Annotated in this window: 13 protein-coding genes; 10 read left to right on the top strand and 3 right to left on the bottom strand. The window is 69.1% G+C overall.

All coding sequences use genetic code 11. From position 1 onward, the window contains the following. Both VKA86_16530 and VKA86_16525 read right to left on the bottom strand, forming a co-directional pair. On the bottom strand, positions 1–662 hold a 662-nt coding region (locus VKA86_16530; GenBank protein HKK72814.1), incomplete at its 3' end, for a hypothetical protein. Positions 663–1,449: 787 nt separating this feature from the next. Then, positions 1,450–2,610, bottom strand: a complete 1,161-nt coding sequence (locus VKA86_16525; protein ID HKK72813.1) for a glycosyltransferase family 2 protein — start codon at positions 2,608–2,610, stop codon at positions 1,450–1,452. A gap of 367 nt (positions 2,611–2,977) precedes the next feature. Between VKA86_16525 and VKA86_16520 the strand changes: the two genes are divergently transcribed. The 4 genes from VKA86_16520 (at position 2,978) to VKA86_16505 (ending at position 7,429) form a co-directional block, all read left to right on the top strand. Then, a complete protein-coding gene (locus VKA86_16520; protein HKK72812.1) occupies positions 2,978–4,162 on the top strand; it encodes a hydrogenase small subunit in 1,185 nt (394 codons plus the stop codon). A gap of 2 nt (positions 4,163–4,164) precedes the next feature. Beyond that, complete coding sequence (gene hybA / locus VKA86_16515) at positions 4,165–5,061, top strand: hydrogenase 2 operon protein HybA (GenBank protein ID HKK72811.1); 897 nt, start codon at positions 4,165–4,167, stop codon at positions 5,059–5,061. A gap of 10 nt (positions 5,062–5,071) precedes the next feature. Beyond that, the gene (locus VKA86_16510) at positions 5,072–6,769 is read left to right on the top strand and encodes a nickel-dependent hydrogenase large subunit (protein HKK72810.1); all 1,698 of its coding nucleotides are present in this window, start codon (positions 5,072–5,074) and stop codon (positions 6,767–6,769) included. A gap of 120 nt (positions 6,770–6,889) precedes the next feature. Beyond that, positions 6,890–7,429, top strand: a complete 540-nt coding sequence (locus tag VKA86_16505; GenBank protein HKK72809.1) for a hydrogenase maturation protease — start codon at positions 6,890–6,892, stop codon at positions 7,427–7,429. A gap of 10 nt (positions 7,430–7,439) precedes the next feature. On the opposite strand, the gene VKA86_16500 is transcribed toward VKA86_16505, so the two are convergent. Further along, positions 7,440–7,904 (bottom strand): ubiquinol-cytochrome c reductase iron-sulfur subunit, encoded by a 465-nt coding sequence (locus VKA86_16500; GenBank protein ID HKK72808.1) that lies wholly within the window; start codon positions 7,902–7,904, stop codon positions 7,440–7,442. 251 nt (positions 7,905–8,155) lie between these two features. Between VKA86_16500 and VKA86_16495 the strand changes: the two genes are divergently transcribed. Genes VKA86_16495 through hypF form a run of 6 tightly spaced genes read left to right on the top strand, consistent with a single transcriptional unit; the run spans position 8,156 to position 14,020 of the window. Then, positions 8,156–8,440 carry a HypC/HybG/HupF family hydrogenase formation chaperone gene (locus VKA86_16495; GenBank protein HKK72807.1) on the top strand — a complete coding sequence of 95 codons (285 nt, stop codon included), beginning with the start codon at positions 8,156–8,158 and terminating at the stop codon, positions 8,438–8,440. Continuing rightward, positions 8,437–9,540, top strand: a complete 1,104-nt coding sequence (gene hypD, locus VKA86_16490; GenBank protein HKK72806.1) for a hydrogenase formation protein HypD — start codon at positions 8,437–8,439, stop codon at positions 9,538–9,540. Before VKA86_16495 ends, hypD begins: the two co-directional genes overlap by 4 nt. Before the next feature lie 8 nt (positions 9,541–9,548). Then, on the top strand, positions 9,549–10,589 hold the full coding sequence (gene hypE / locus VKA86_16485) for a hydrogenase expression/formation protein HypE (protein HKK72805.1): 1,041 nt from the start codon (positions 9,549–9,551) through the stop codon (positions 10,587–10,589). Next, positions 10,589–10,984 (top strand): hydrogenase maturation nickel metallochaperone HypA, encoded by a 396-nt coding sequence (locus tag VKA86_16480; GenBank protein ID HKK72804.1) that lies wholly within the window; start codon positions 10,589–10,591, stop codon positions 10,982–10,984. The genes hypE and VKA86_16480 overlap by 1 nt, the downstream gene beginning before the upstream one ends. A gap of 32 nt (positions 10,985–11,016) precedes the next feature. Beyond that, positions 11,017–11,694 (top strand): hydrogenase nickel incorporation protein HypB, encoded by a 678-nt coding sequence (hypB, locus tag VKA86_16475; GenBank protein ID HKK72803.1) that lies wholly within the window; start codon positions 11,017–11,019, stop codon positions 11,692–11,694. 28 nt (positions 11,695–11,722) lie between these two features. Further along, positions 11,723–14,020, top strand: coding sequence for a carbamoyltransferase HypF (hypF, locus tag VKA86_16470; protein ID HKK72802.1), 2,298 nt, complete (start codon positions 11,723–11,725; stop codon positions 14,018–14,020). Positions 14,021–14,084: the final 64 nt, after the last annotated feature.

Raw genomic sequence — 14,084 nt, 5'->3', positions numbered from 1 at the left:
GTCTCGGTGCCGAGACTCCAAGACGCTTCGATCGAATCGGGGGTCACGTCCACGGCGATCGAACCCCGCGCGGTCGCCGTGTAGACTCCCTGCACGGTCTGGTCACCGTCGGCGGCCAGGGTGAAGGTCACGGGATTCTCACTCGGCATCTCGTAGCCCGGCACGGCGATCCAGCCGAGCGTGTAGTCGCCGGCGGCGAGCTTGGTCAGCGTGCTGTCGCCGTTGCCCTCGTACAGCTCTCCGTCCTGGGAGACCAGCATCCAGCCAGCGTCGGTCGCGTCGGGCTCGACGTCGATCGTCACGTTCCCGAACGAGAGCGGCTCGTAGGCGCCGGTCAGTTCGATGGTGGCGTCCTTGGCCAGCGACGCGCGCGCCACGCCCGGCGTACGGTAACCCGCGACTTCGCCCCAGCTCAGGGCGTAGTCGCCGATCACCATCGACTTCAGGCTCGCCGCGCCGTCACCCTCGATGACGTCGCCCATCGGGGTCACGAGCGACCAGGACGCTTCCAGTCCGCTCGGCTGCAGCTCGATCAGAACGGTGCCCGACGCCTCGGCCGGGTCCAGGATCTCGTCACTCTCGCAGGCCGCGAGGGATGTCACGATGATCAACAAAGGGAGCAAAAGCACCCGCAGGTCCATCTTCCTTGCCTTGAACTCCACTTCGGTCCTCCTGGGCGCAACCCGTCACGGGCTCGACGCCACTGGACTCGGGTACGACCGTCCGCCACGAAGGAGCCGGCGCAACGGTCGAGGTCTTGGCTACCGGACTGGCAGCTCTCGGAGGCGGCGACGCAGGGCAGTCTTACAAGAGCTGCGCCAGGATCCACATGATTCGAGTCGGGACGGGCGAGAAGGGATCAGCGAGGCGTGGGGTTCCTTCAGCTACGCCCGTGTCCTTTCCGAGTCAACCCCCCGGCACGCCCCTTTCGTGATGCAGATGCATCAGGAACGGGCTTCGAGCGGCGGAAGTCTCGTGGGCACGCACCCTTTTCGCGATTCGTTGCATTGCGATCCGAGCGACCGGTCCCGGCCCGCTCGGCCGACCCGCGGCCGTCCCGGATTCCCGATCGGTCCACGTCGTCCGTCCCGCGCTTGATCGCACTCGTCGTGCCGTAGTGCCAGGGGCCATTCGGAGGTGGATCGGAGCGTCCGCGTGCGGATTCTCCGGTCCGTCGATGGACCTTGCCGGCCAGGCGCGCGATTCCGGACTCCATTCGGTCCGGCCTCGCGCGGCGGACCGGGAGCACCGCCGGTCGACGCGAGGGAAGCCGATGCGACGAATCGGAACCCTTCCTACGGAAGAAGACGTGAGTCGGGCCGGTTCATGCTCCACGGCCCGCCCCGGCCGGTCCGGGAATCGTCCGCTGCGGTGGATCATGGTCCGCCGCGGAGGACGATCACGGCACTCGCTGTGTCACCCGGTGGACACGCCCGCCCCTGCCCGACCTCATCCCACCCGCGGCTGCCACAGCACCTGCTTCTCGCCCCGCAGGAACTTCCACGTGGCGTGCGCGCAGGCCGCGTTCAGCAGCGTGAGGTAGTAGGGGGCGGTCGCGACCGGGACCGACACCCCGCGCCGGGCCGCGACGTAGCCCAGGCCGGCGAGGCCGTAGAACGCCAGCTGCGCCACGAACAGCCAGGCGAAGGCGTCGCCCCGCGGCAGAAGCACGGCGTTCGCCACGAACGCCAGCGCCTGCGGCACGAAGGCCCCGTACCGCAGCAGTTTGTGCGAGGCCAGCTGCCAGCCGAACACGGGGTGGCGAAAGGGATCGAAGAGCCCGCGGTGGTCGAGCAGGGCCCACAGCGCACGCAGGGTCACGCGCACGCGCATGCGGTACTCGCGTCCAGAACTCGTCAGGGCTTCTTCGCGCAGCACGGCCCGCGGTTCGTAGGCCACGCGGTAGCCCTGTTCCACGACGCTCAGCGGCAGCACGAAGTCGGGCAGTTGGTCGGCCCGCATGGGCCGATACAACTCACGCCGCACGGCGTCGATCCCGCCGTCGACCCCGACGACCGATCCGACCCGGGTCTCGAGCGCACGCAGCGCGTTCTCGTAGCGCATGTAGGCGGTGCAGCCATCGCCGGTGACCGAACCGTCTTCGTCGACGTAGATCATCTTCCCGGTCACGTAGCCCACGTGCGGATCGTCGAAGGCCGCGACCAGATGACGAATGGCGTCGGGCTCGTAGATCGAGTTCGCGTCGGCGAACACGACGATCTCTCCGCGGGCCTCGGGCACGGCCAGGTTCAGTCCCGACGTCTTGCCCTGACGGGGTTCCTGGCGGATCAACCGCACGCGACCCGGGTGAGTGGGCTCGAAGCCGCGCACCACGTCGTCGGTCCCGTCGGTCGATCCGTCCGAGACCACCATCACTTCGAGACGATCCGCGGGGTAGTCGCTGTCGAGCTTGTTCGCGATGGTCGCGCCGATGACGTCGACCTCGTCGTAGGCAGCGGTGACCACGGTGACGCGCGGGACGGCCTCGCGCTCCCGATCGGCCGCCGCCCGGGGGCGGGCCACCAGCTTCAGGAGCAGCGGGTATCCGAAGTAGGTGTACGCCAGCCACACCAGGGAGGCGACGAGGACGACGACGGCGATCTGGTCCATGGACGGCTCGGGTCGGGGAAGGGGAGCGGGAAAGACGAACGTCGAGCGTATCACGACCCGGGGCCGCTGCCATCCGCACGATCGGTCTCGCCCGTCCGCGACGCGATCTGATGCGTCGGCACCATGGGATCTGTGACATTTTCCCGGTTCGGGCCGATAACCGTTCTCAACTTCAATCGATCTCACATCTTCGCGATCGAACGCAGCTTACGACGGGCAGTGCCCCCGATTACACTGCATCACACTGAATGGTGCAGTTGGCCCGGGATCGCTCTCCTCGCGCTTCGCGATCTCCCGGCTGCGAGTCTCTCGCCAGAGACCCAGGCGCGGACCCGGTGTCCGGCCCGAACCTTGTGGAGGCCCCTTGATGATATCGAAGACCGACCGGACGCCGGACCTCGCCCCGGCCATGCCCGGTTCGATCGACCCTGCCGAGACCCGACAGTACTCGAAGATGGACCGCCGTCAGTTCCTGAAGATCGTCACGGCCGCGGCTGCTTCGATCGGGCTCTCGTCGAGCGTCGCGGTGGAGATCGCCGAGGCCGCGTCGAAGGGTCTGAAGCCTTCGGTGATCTGGCTGCACTTCCAGGAGTGCACCGGCTGCACCGAGTCGCTGCTGCGTACCTCGCACCCGGACCTGGCCGAGGTCATCCTCGATCTCGTGTCCCTCGACTACCACGAGACGCTCTTCGCGGCCGCCGGTCATCAGATCGAGGACGCGCTGCACCAGGCCATGGAGCAGCACAAGGGCAACTACATCTGCGTCATCGAGGGTGCGATCCCGACGCGCGACGGCGGCGTCTACTGCAAGATCGCCGGCAAGACGGCCATGGAGCTCACCGACGAGGTCGCCCGGGACGCCGCCGCGGTCATCGCGATCGGCTCCTGTGCTTCGTGGGGAGGCATTCCGTCCGCCTCACCGAACCCGACGGGTGCCCGCGGTGCCCCCGAGATCCTGTCGATGACCAATCGCCAGGTCCCGACGGTCACCATCCCGGGATGCCCGGCGAATCCCTACAACTTCCTGGGCACCGTCCTGCAGTTCGCCACCATGGGCACGCTGCCGGCGCTCGACGACAAGCTGCGCCCGAAGTTCGCCTACGGCCGCACCATCCACGAGCACTGCCCGCGCCGCGCGCACTTCGACGCGGGCCGCTTCGCGCTCAAGTACGGTGACGAGAGCCACCGCGAGGGTCACTGCCTCTATCGCCTCGGCTGCAAGGGACCGGCCACCTACGCCAACTGCTCGGTCCAGCACTTCGGCGAGATCCCCGACGCGTGGCCGATCGGACTGGGCCATCCGTGCTTCGGTTGCACCGAAGAAGAACTGGCCTTCAATGCCCCCCTGCACTCCACGGTCGACATCGAACGCCCGACGCCTCCCGACACCTACCCGCCCATCCAGGGCGAGCCGGGTGCGGTGAGCGCGGTCGCCTCGGGCCTGGCCGGAGCCATCGTCGGCGCGATCGCCGGTGGCGCCATGGTCGCCTCGCGCAAGCTCGAAGTGGGCGAGGAAGAGATGCTGGCCGAGCGCAAGAACAAGGAGAGCTGATCATGTCCACCGATCGTCGTCAGTTCCTCGGCGGTCTGGCCGGTGTCGCGGCGGGGGCCGCGGCCTGCTCCCTGCCGTCCACCGCGCGCGCCAGCGAGAAGATCGAGCCGCCCGAGGCCGCCGTGGCCATGCTCTACGACACCACGTTGTGCATCGGCTGCAAGGCCTGTGTCGTGGCCTGCCGCGAATCCAACGGAGATCCGCCCGTCGTTCGCGACGGGATCCACGACTCGCCGATGTCGCTGGACGCCGACACGCGCAACATCATCCAGCTGGCTCGTGACGAGAAGGGCAACCCGACTTCGTACATGAAGAAGCAGTGCATGCACTGCGTCGATCCGGCCTGTGCCGCTGCCTGCATGATCGGCGCTCTGAGCAAGGACGATCAGGGCGTGGTGTCGTGGGAGGGCAGCCGGTGCGTCGGCTGCCGCTACTGTCAGATCGGCTGCCCGTACAACATCGTCAAGTTCGAGTGGGATTCGGCCAATCCCGAGATCGTCAAGTGCGAGTTCTGCCAGCACAAGCTGGCCGAGGGCGGAATCCCCGGCTGCTGCGAGGTCTGCCCGCGCGAGGCCGTCATCTACGGTCCCCGTGAGCAGCTGCTGGCCGAGGCCAAGCGCCGCATCGCCGCCGACCCCGACCGCTACGTCGACAAGGTCTACGGCGAGCACGACGCCGGCGGCACGCAGGTGTTCTACCTGTCGCACGTCCCCTTCGAGGACCTCGGTCTGCCCGACCTCGGAGAGAAGAGCACCCCCGAAACGGTGCGCAACGTCCAACACACGATCTACAAGGGATTCGTGGCTCCGGTGGCCCTCTACGTCACGCTCGGCTTCGTGATGATGAGGAACCGTCGAGTGAACGAGGCCAGGGCCAACGCCGAATCGGCGAACGACTAGGAGATCAGGGATGAGTCAGAAGATCACGGTGGATCCGGTGACCCGGATCGAGGGTCACCTGCGGATCGACGTGGAAGTGGACAACGGGAGCGTGCAGAAGGCCTGGTCGTCCGGACAGATGTGGCGGGGGATCGAGACGATCCTCCAGGGCCGCGATCCGCGCGACGCGTGGCTGTTCACCCAGCGCTTCTGCGGTGTGTGCACCACGGTGCACGCCATCGCCTCGGTGCGCGCGGTGGAGAACGCGGTCGGGCTGGAGATCCCCAAGAACGCCCAGTACATCCGCAACATCATCATGTCGGCGCACGCCATGCACGATCACATCGTGCACTTCTACCACCTGTCGGCGCTCGACTGGGTCGACGTGGTGAACGCGCTGCAGGCCGATCCGGCCAAGGCCGCGCAGATCGCGCAGTCGCTGGGTGATTGGCCGGGCAACAGCAAGCAGCAGATGGCCGCGGTCAAGCAGAAGCTCGAGAGCTTCGTCCAGGCCGGGCAGCTCGGGATCTTCACCAACGGCTACTGGGGCCATCCGGCCATGAAGCTGGAGCCCGAGGTGAACCTGCTGGCCGTCGCGCACTACCTGCAGGCGCTCGAGATCCAGAAGAAGGCCAACCAGGTCGTGGCGATCCTCGGCAGCAAGACGCCGAACATCCAGAACCTGGCCGTGGGTGGCGTGGCCAACGCCATCAACCTGGACAACGAAGCCACGCTGAACATGACCAAGCTGTACATGGTCAAGGACCTGCTGAACGAACTCGACCAGTTCATCTCGCAGGTCTACATCCCCGACGTCTGCGCGATCGGTGCCATGTACGCCGACTGGCTGCCTCACGGTCACGGCGTGACCAACTACCTGTCGGTGCCGGACATGCCGCTCGACGAGGCCGGAACGGAGTTCGACTTCCCCGGCGGCACGATCATGAACGGCGATCTGTCGACCTTCAAGGAGATCGAGAACTTCCAGGACTCGTACTTCAACGAGAACGTCACCGAGAACATCGAACGCGCCTGGTACGACGGCGAGTGGACCCGTCATCCCTACGAGGAGGACACGGTCCCGAAGTTCAGCGACTTCGATCCCGACGGCCGGTACTCGTGGATCAAGGCCCCGCGCTTCGGCGGCGAGGTCATGGAGGTCGGTCCGCTGGCGCAGGTGCTGGTGGGTCTGGCCGCGGGCCACGAGATGACCGAGAAGTGGGCGACGGCGGCGCTGGACAAGGTCAGCAGTCTGGCCGGGACCCAGGTTCCGCTGTCGGCGCTGCACGGGACCATTGGCCGCCATGCGGCGCGCGCGATCCGCGCGGGCATCATGAACGAGCTGAGCCACCGCCACTGGGACCTGCTCGTGAACAACATCGCGTCGGGCGACGTCGACATCTTCAACGAGCCGGTGTTCACGGGTCGCCAGACGGGCTGTGGATTCCACGAGGCGCCGCGCGGTGCGCTGTCGCACTTCGTCGTGATCGACAACGGCAAGATCACGAACTACCAGGCCGTGGTTCCCAGCACGTGGAACGCCGGTCCGCGCGACGGTCAGGATCGCCCGGGTCCCTACGAGGCCGCCCTCGTGGGCAATCCGGTCGCCGACCCCGAGCAGCCGCTCGAGGTGCTGCGGACGGTCCACTCCTTCGATCCGTGCATCGCGTGTGCGGTCCACACGCTGGACATCGAGGGAACCGAGGTGTCGAAGGTCCAGGCCCTCTAGGGCCGGGGGCCGGAACGGCCGCCGCCGACGCCCGATCCTTGCGGGCCCGCTCTGCCCTGGATCCCCCTGGGGGCGAGCGGGCCCGTTCTTTCTGCCTCGAGCCCCCTGTTGGAGATCGCGATGAGCGCCGCGCGCACCGCCGTGTTCTCGTTCGGCAACGTGCTGATGCACGACGACGCGTACGGGCCGACCGTGGTGGCCACGCTGCGGGCCCGCTACGACCTGCCCGACGACGTCGAGGTCACCGACCTGGGCACCCCCGGCTTCGACCTGCACCCGCACCTGACGGGGCACGATCACCTGATCCTGGTCGACACCGTCCGCGCCAAGGACGGCCCGGGGGGCGTGCGCACCTACGACGCGGCGGCGATCCAGAAGCATCCGCCGCAGCCGCGCACCAATCCGCACGATCCGGGCCTGAAGGAAGCGCTCATGGCCATGGAGTTCGAGGGATCCTCGCCCGAGTCGATCCTGCTGGTGGCCACCGTCCCCGAGACCACCGAGATGGAGCCCGGCCTGACGCCCGCGGTCCAGGCGGCGGTCGACCCTTCGGTCGAACGGGTCGTGGAGGCCCTGCGCGCGCTCGGCCACACGGTCGAGCCGAAGGCCGAGCCGCTCGAGCCCGATCTGTGGTGGCTGCCGGGCGCCGGGAATCGCTGAGCTGGCGCGGTCAGCGCGCCTCGCGGGGGAGCGGCCGGTAGATCTCGTGGACGTCGACGACGGCCTCACCGCGTTCGATCGTCACCGTGAGCCGTCGCAGCGGACGCTTCGGCGGTCCGTACACCACGCTGCCGTCGGCGGCGAAGACCCCGTCGTGGCACGGGCAGAAGTACCGCTCGTCGTCGGGCTTCCACTCGATCCGGCACATCTGGTGGGAGCACATCATCGACAGGGCCACGATCTCGCCGCCCTCGCGGCGGAACTCCACGGCGACTCCCTTGTGCAGGACCTCGTGGCGGCCGGAGGCCGGGACGGCGTCGACGGGCACCCGCAGCACCGGCGAGGTCTCGGCCGGCTCCGACGCCCCGCCGCACCCGCTGAGCAGGGGTGCTGTGACTCCCATCACACGGGCGCCGACCAGGGCGCCGGCGGCGGTGAGGGTACGACGGAACCACTGTCGACGATCCAGCTGCACGGCCCGCTCCTGCGGTGAGGGGGGAGTTCCGGGGCGTCCGAAGGCCTTCCGGGCAGTCTCGCCGAGGCGCGCGCGAGCGTCCAGGGCGTGATCGCGGTGCATCACACGAATCCGGGATGGCTCACGGAATCGGTAGGGTAGGACGGGCCGATCGCTGGTTAGCTTGAACCAGTCTTCGACCCCCGGCGCCCCCCTCCTCGTACCGCTGGGTCGCGCCGGAACCCCCTGCCGGCGGAAGTGAGGTTCTCGTCATGTGTCTCGGTGTCCCCGGACGTGTCGTGGAAGTCCAGCGCTTCGACGGACTCGACCTGGTCCACGGCAAGGTCGACTTCGGTGGAGTGCTGCGCGAGGTCAATCTGTCGTTCACGCCCGAAGTCGAGGTCGGTGAGCACGTCATGGTGCACGTCGGCTTCGCGATCAGCGTGATCGACGAAGAAGAAGCGGAAACCACTCTGCGCTACCTGCGTGAGCTGGGGGAAGCCGCTCCCGAGGGTCCACCGCCGACGATCACCGGCTCGCCGGAGTCGAAGTCTTGAAGCATCGCGACGAATACCGCGAAGGCCGTACCGCGCGGCAGTGGATCGACCGCATCCGCGAGCGCGTCGACACCCCGATCCGCGTCATGGAGGTCTGCGGGGGGCAGACGCACACGCTGATCCGTTCGGGGATCGACCAGTTGCTCGAAGGAAAGGTGGAACTCATCCACGGGCCCGGGTGCCCGGTGTGCGTGACGCCGCTCGAGAAGATCGACCGTGCGCTGGAGCTGGCGCGGCGTCCCGAGGTGATCCTGGCCTCCTACGGCGACATGCTGAGGGTGCCCGGCTCGAAGGGCGACCTGCTTTCGGCCAAGTCGCGCGGGGCCGACGTACGCATCGTCTACTCGCCGGTCGACGCGGTGCGTCTGGCCGAGGCGAATCCCGACCGCCAGGTGGTTTTCTTCGCCGTGGGCTTCGAGACGACGGCGCCGGCCAACGGTATGGCCGTGGTCGAGGCGAAGCAGCGGGGAGTGGAGAACTTCAGCGCGCTCGTTTCGCACGTGCGGGTACCGCCCGCGGTGCGCGCGATCCTGGACGAACCCGAGTGCCGGGTGCAGGGCTTCCTCGCGCCGGGCCACGTGTGCGCGATCATGGGCACGGCCGAGTACGAGGAACTGGCCCGCGAGTACGGCGTACCCTTCGTGGTGGCCGGCTTCGAACCGCTCGACCTGGTGCACGGCATCGCGCGGCTGGCCGACATGTTGGCCGCCGGCGAGGTCGCCGTCGACAACGCCTACGCCCGCACCGCCGCGGCCCGGGGCAATCCGGCCGCGCAACGCCTTCTGGCCGAGGTCTACCAGGTCACCGACATCGCGTGGCGCGGCATCGGCCCCATTCCCGCGAGCGGGCTCCGCCTGACCGACGCCTACGCCGACTTCGACGCCGAGCGCCGTTTCAGCGTGGAGTCGGTCACCGCGCAGGAGTCCGACCGCTGCATCGCCGGGCTCGTGCTGCAGGGGCGCGCCAAGCCGCACGAATGCCCGGCCTTCGGTCGCGAATGCACTCCCGACTCCCCGCTGGGTGCCCCCATGGTGTCGAGCGAGGGCGCGTGCGCGGCCTACCACGCCTTCCGGCGCGACGCCGTGAGCGCCGGGTCGTAGGAGCGTCCGTGCAACTGCAGTGCCCCATTCCGCTGGAGGACTACGACGCCGTGACCATGGCGCACGGCGGTGGGGGACGTCTGAGCCAGAAGCTGATCGAGTCGTTGTTCGTGCCCGCGCTCGGCGGGTCACGACTCGACGAGCTGCACGACGGCGCGCGGCTGCCGCGGCCGGACGGCGCCATGGCCATGAGCACCGACTCCTTCGTGGTGCGGCCGCTGTTCTTCCCCGGCGGCGACATCGGCTCGCTGTCGGTGCACGGGACCACGAACGACCTGGCCATGTGCGGCGCCCGGCCGCGCTGGTTGTCGTTGGCCTTCGTGCTCGAAGAGGGTCTCCGGCTGAAGGACCTGTGGCGCGTGGTCGCCTCGATCCGCGAGGCCTGCGACGCGCTCGGGATCGAGGTCGTCACCGGCGACACCAAGGTCGTCGAGCGCGGCAAGGGCGACGGTGTGTACGTGAACACCACGGGCATCGGCGAGGTCGTCGAAGGGATCGACGTCGCGCCGCGGCGCGTCCGGCCGGGCGATCGTATCGTGGTCAACGGACCGATCGCCGACCACGGCATGACCATCCTGGCCCAGCGCGACGGCCTGGAGCTCGAGGGTGACCTGCGCAGCGACAGCGCGGCCCTGTGGCCCCTCGTGGAGTCCTGTCTGCGACCGCTGGGAGCCGACCTGCACTGCCTGCGCGACGCCACGCGCGGCGGCATCGCGTCGGCCACCAACGAGATCGCCCAGGCCGCCGGAGTGGGTATCGTTCTCGACGAGGAGTCGATCCCGGTGCGCGAGCCCGCGCGGGCGGCGTGCGAGATCTTCGGTCTCGATCCTCTGTACGTGGCGAACGAGGGCCGCTGTCTGGCCTTCGTCGCCCCGGAACGCTGCGACGCGCTGCTCGAGGCGTGGCGCGCGCAACCGCTGGGGCGCGAGGCCTGCGTGATCGGCGACGTGGTCGACACGCACCCACGATCGGTCCGCGTGCGCAGTGGTCTCGGAGGCACCCGGGTGTTGGACATGTTGAGCGGCGAACAGCTGCCGAGGATCTGCTGATGCACGAAGTCTCCCTGGTGATCGGTCTGGCGCGACAGCTCGAGCGCATCTGCGACGAGCACGGCGCGCAACGCGTGACCCATTTCGAACTCGAGATCGGCGCGCTGAGCAACGTGGTGCCCAAGCTGCTCGAGGACGCGATCGAGGTCGTCTCGGCCGAGGTCGACGTGATGCGCGACGCCGAAGTGGTGGTCCACGAGGTGCAGCTCGAGCTGCACTGCCGCGACTGCGGCTCGATCACCCATCCCGAGAGTTTCACCTTCGGCTGTCCGGCTTGCGGCAGCACCGCCGTCCGGGCGGAGAAGGGCGAAGAGCTGCTGCTGCGCCACGTCGAACTCGAGATCGACGACCTGCAGGACGAGGACCGCGACGGTCCGTCGATGCCGTCGGGCTGAATTCCCCCCGCCGCGAACACGAGAGGTGTGCCATGAGCGAGTTGCGTCAGATCCACTTGAAGGAGAGCCTGCTGAAGGCGAACGACTTCGTCGCGTCGACCATGCGCGATCGCTTCGGGTCGCAGGGATCCTTCGTCGTGAACCTTCTCAGTTCACCGGGATCGGGCAAGACCACGTTGCTCGAGAAGGCCCTGCCGAAGCTGCAGGAGCGCCACAGCGTGCTGGTGCTCGAGGGCGACCTCGAGACCGAGCGCGATGCCGAGCGCATTCGCGGCGTGGGCGTGCGCGCCCTGCAGATGACCACCGGCGGCGCGTGCCACCTCGAGGCGCACCAGGTGCAGCAGACCTGGGAACGCATCGCCGACGACGGGCCGTGGGACTTCGTGTTCATCGAGAACGTGGGCAATTTGGTGTGTCCGGCCAGCTACGACCTGGGCGAGCACCTGCGCACCGTGTTGCTGTCGGTGCCCGAGGGCGAGGACAAGCCGCCGAAGTATCCGAAGGCCTTCCACTCGTCGCAGCAGATGTTGATCACCAAGGTCGACCTGCTCGAGCACTTCGATTTCCGGGTGGACGAGGTCGAGCGTCTGGCGAAGGAGCTGCGGCCGGACATCGACATCCATCACGTGAGCGCGAAGACGGGCGACGGGGTCGACGCGTGGATCGAGTCGCTGCTCAGCGCGCGCGAACGTCTGTTCGCGGCGTCCTGACGGTTCGCATCCCCGGCACGGAACGGCGATGAGCGCACGCGAGCGCATGCAGGTGCGCGTGGTGGGCGTGGTCCAGGGTGTGGGCTTCCGTCCCTTCGTGCACCGTCTCGCCACCGACCTCGACCTGGCCGGCTGGATCCGTAACGATCCGGCCGGCGTGACGATCGAGGTCGAGGGCGATCCCACGGAACTCGGGTCCTTCCTCGCGCGTCTGCAGGACGACGCGCCGCGCGCCGCCGTGCTCTACGCGGTCGACACGCGGTTGCTCGCGCCGGCCGGCCACACCGAGTTCCGCATCGTCGCGAGCGAAGCCGGTGGTCCCACGCGCGCCTGGTTGCTGCCCGATCTGGGCATGTGCGAGGACTGCGAGCGCGAGCTGCGCGATCCCGACGACCGCCGCCACGGCTATCCCTTCCTGAACTGCACGAACTGCGGACCGCGCTACACGATCCTCGAGGACCTGCCGTACGACCGGGCGAAGACCTCGATGAAGGACTTCGTCATGTGTCCGCGCTGCCGGGCCGAGTACGAGGACACCACCGACCGCCGCTTCCACGCCCAACCGACGGCCTGTGCGGCGTGCGGACCGCGTCTGCAGGCGATCGACGGCGACGGCGACGGCGACGAGATGACCGGCCCCGAGGCCCTGGCCCGAGCCGTCGGCTGGCTGTCGGACGGGCGCATCGTCGGCGTGAAGGGGCTCGGGGGGTATCACATCGTGGTCGACGCCGGCGACGAGGCGGCGCTGCAGAGGCTGCGCGCGCGCAAGCGCCGGCCGGCCAAGCCCTTCGCGGTCATGGTCGGCGATCTCGACGCGGCCCGGCGCTGGGTCGAGGTCCCGGACTTCGTCGCCTCGGCCCTGCGTTCGCCACAGGCCCCGATCGTGCTGTCGCCGCGCACCGCGCGGGGGTGGTCGGAGCCGGCCCCATCGGTCGCGCCGGATTGTCCGCAGCTCGGGGTGTTCCTGCCGTACACGCCAGTGCACCGTGTGCTGCTCGACGCCTTCGGCCGTCCCGTGGTCGCGACCTCGGGCAACCCCTCCGACCAGCCGACGATCCACGACGACCGCGAGGCCCTGGAGTCGCTGCGCGGCATCTGCGACGCCTTCCTGGTCCACGATCGGCCCATCCTGCGTCAGGCCGACGACTCGGTGCTGCAGGTCGTCACCCGCCCCACGCCGCGCCCGCAACTGCTGCGACGCGCGCGTGGATTCGCGCCGCTGCCGGTGCTCGCACCGCGCGTGCTCCCGGCGCTCGTGGGTCTGGGCGGCCACATGAACGTGACCTTCGCGGTGGCGCGCGATCGGGAGGTCGTGCTCGCGCCGCATCTCGGCGAGATGGAATCGGCCGAGGGCCGCGCGGCCTACCGACGCACTCTCGACGACCTGCTGCGCCTGCTCGACGTAGCACCGGAAGGGGTGGTCCACGACCTGCACCCCGACTACTTCACCACCCATCTGGCCGAAGAGTTGTCCGAGCGATGGGGCGTTGCGCGGACCGCGGTGCAGCACCACCACGCCCACCTGGCCGCCGCCGCCCTGGAGCACGAGATCGACGGCGAGGTCGTCGCGTTGACCTGGGACGGCACCGGCGACGGTGGGGACGGCACCGTGTGGGGGGGCGAACTCCTGCACGGGACCCCCGCACGGAGCGAGCGCGTGGGGTCGATCGTTCCCTTCGGACTGGTGGGGGGCGAGCGGTCCGTCCGCCAGACCTGGAGGACCGCGCTGTCGCTGGCGCACGTCGCCTTCGACGGCGACCCCCCGCCCCTCTTCGGCGATGTCGATCCGAACCTGGTGGCGAACCTGCGTCGTCTGCTCGCACGGGGCGACGCGGCCGTCACCACCACCAGCATGGGCCGTCTCTTCGACGGCGTGAGCGCCTTGCTCGGCCTGTGCACCGAGAACACCCACCAGGCGCAGGGCCCGCAGATGCTCGAGTGGGCGTCGTGGCGCGCCACCCGGCCCGTCGATCTGTCCATGCCCCTGGTCGAGTTCGACGGCCTGGTGCGGATCGACTGGCGGCCGGCCGTGCGGACGATCGTCGAGCGAACGGTCGAGGGGACCCTCGAGGCCGAGGATGCCGCGGCCGGGTTCCACGCCGCGTTGGTCGAGGCCGCGCTGTCCCAGCTCGCGCCGTGGCGCGAGCGGCCGGTCCTGCTCACCGGCGGTGTGTTCTGCAACCGCCGTCTGAGCGAGTCCCTGCTGACCCGTGGAGCCGAGCGCGGACTCGATCTCCGTGCCCACGCCCAGCTGCCGCCCACCGACGGCGGGCTCGCCGCCGGACAGGTCTGGGCCGCCGCCACCGCGATGCAGGCCGACGCTTGACGCGAGCGGCGCGCTGGGCTTGGCTGATCGCGCCCACCCGAACCCGTGACCACGAGCCGGAACC

It is taken from the genome of Candidatus Krumholzibacteriia bacterium, from assembly GCA_035268685.1.
Taxonomy (GTDB): domain Bacteria; phylum Krumholzibacteriota; class Krumholzibacteriia; order JAJRXK01; family JAJRXK01; genus JAJRXK01.
Note: the sequence above shows the minus strand (reverse complement) of the source record. Positions and strands in the feature narration are given on the sequence as shown.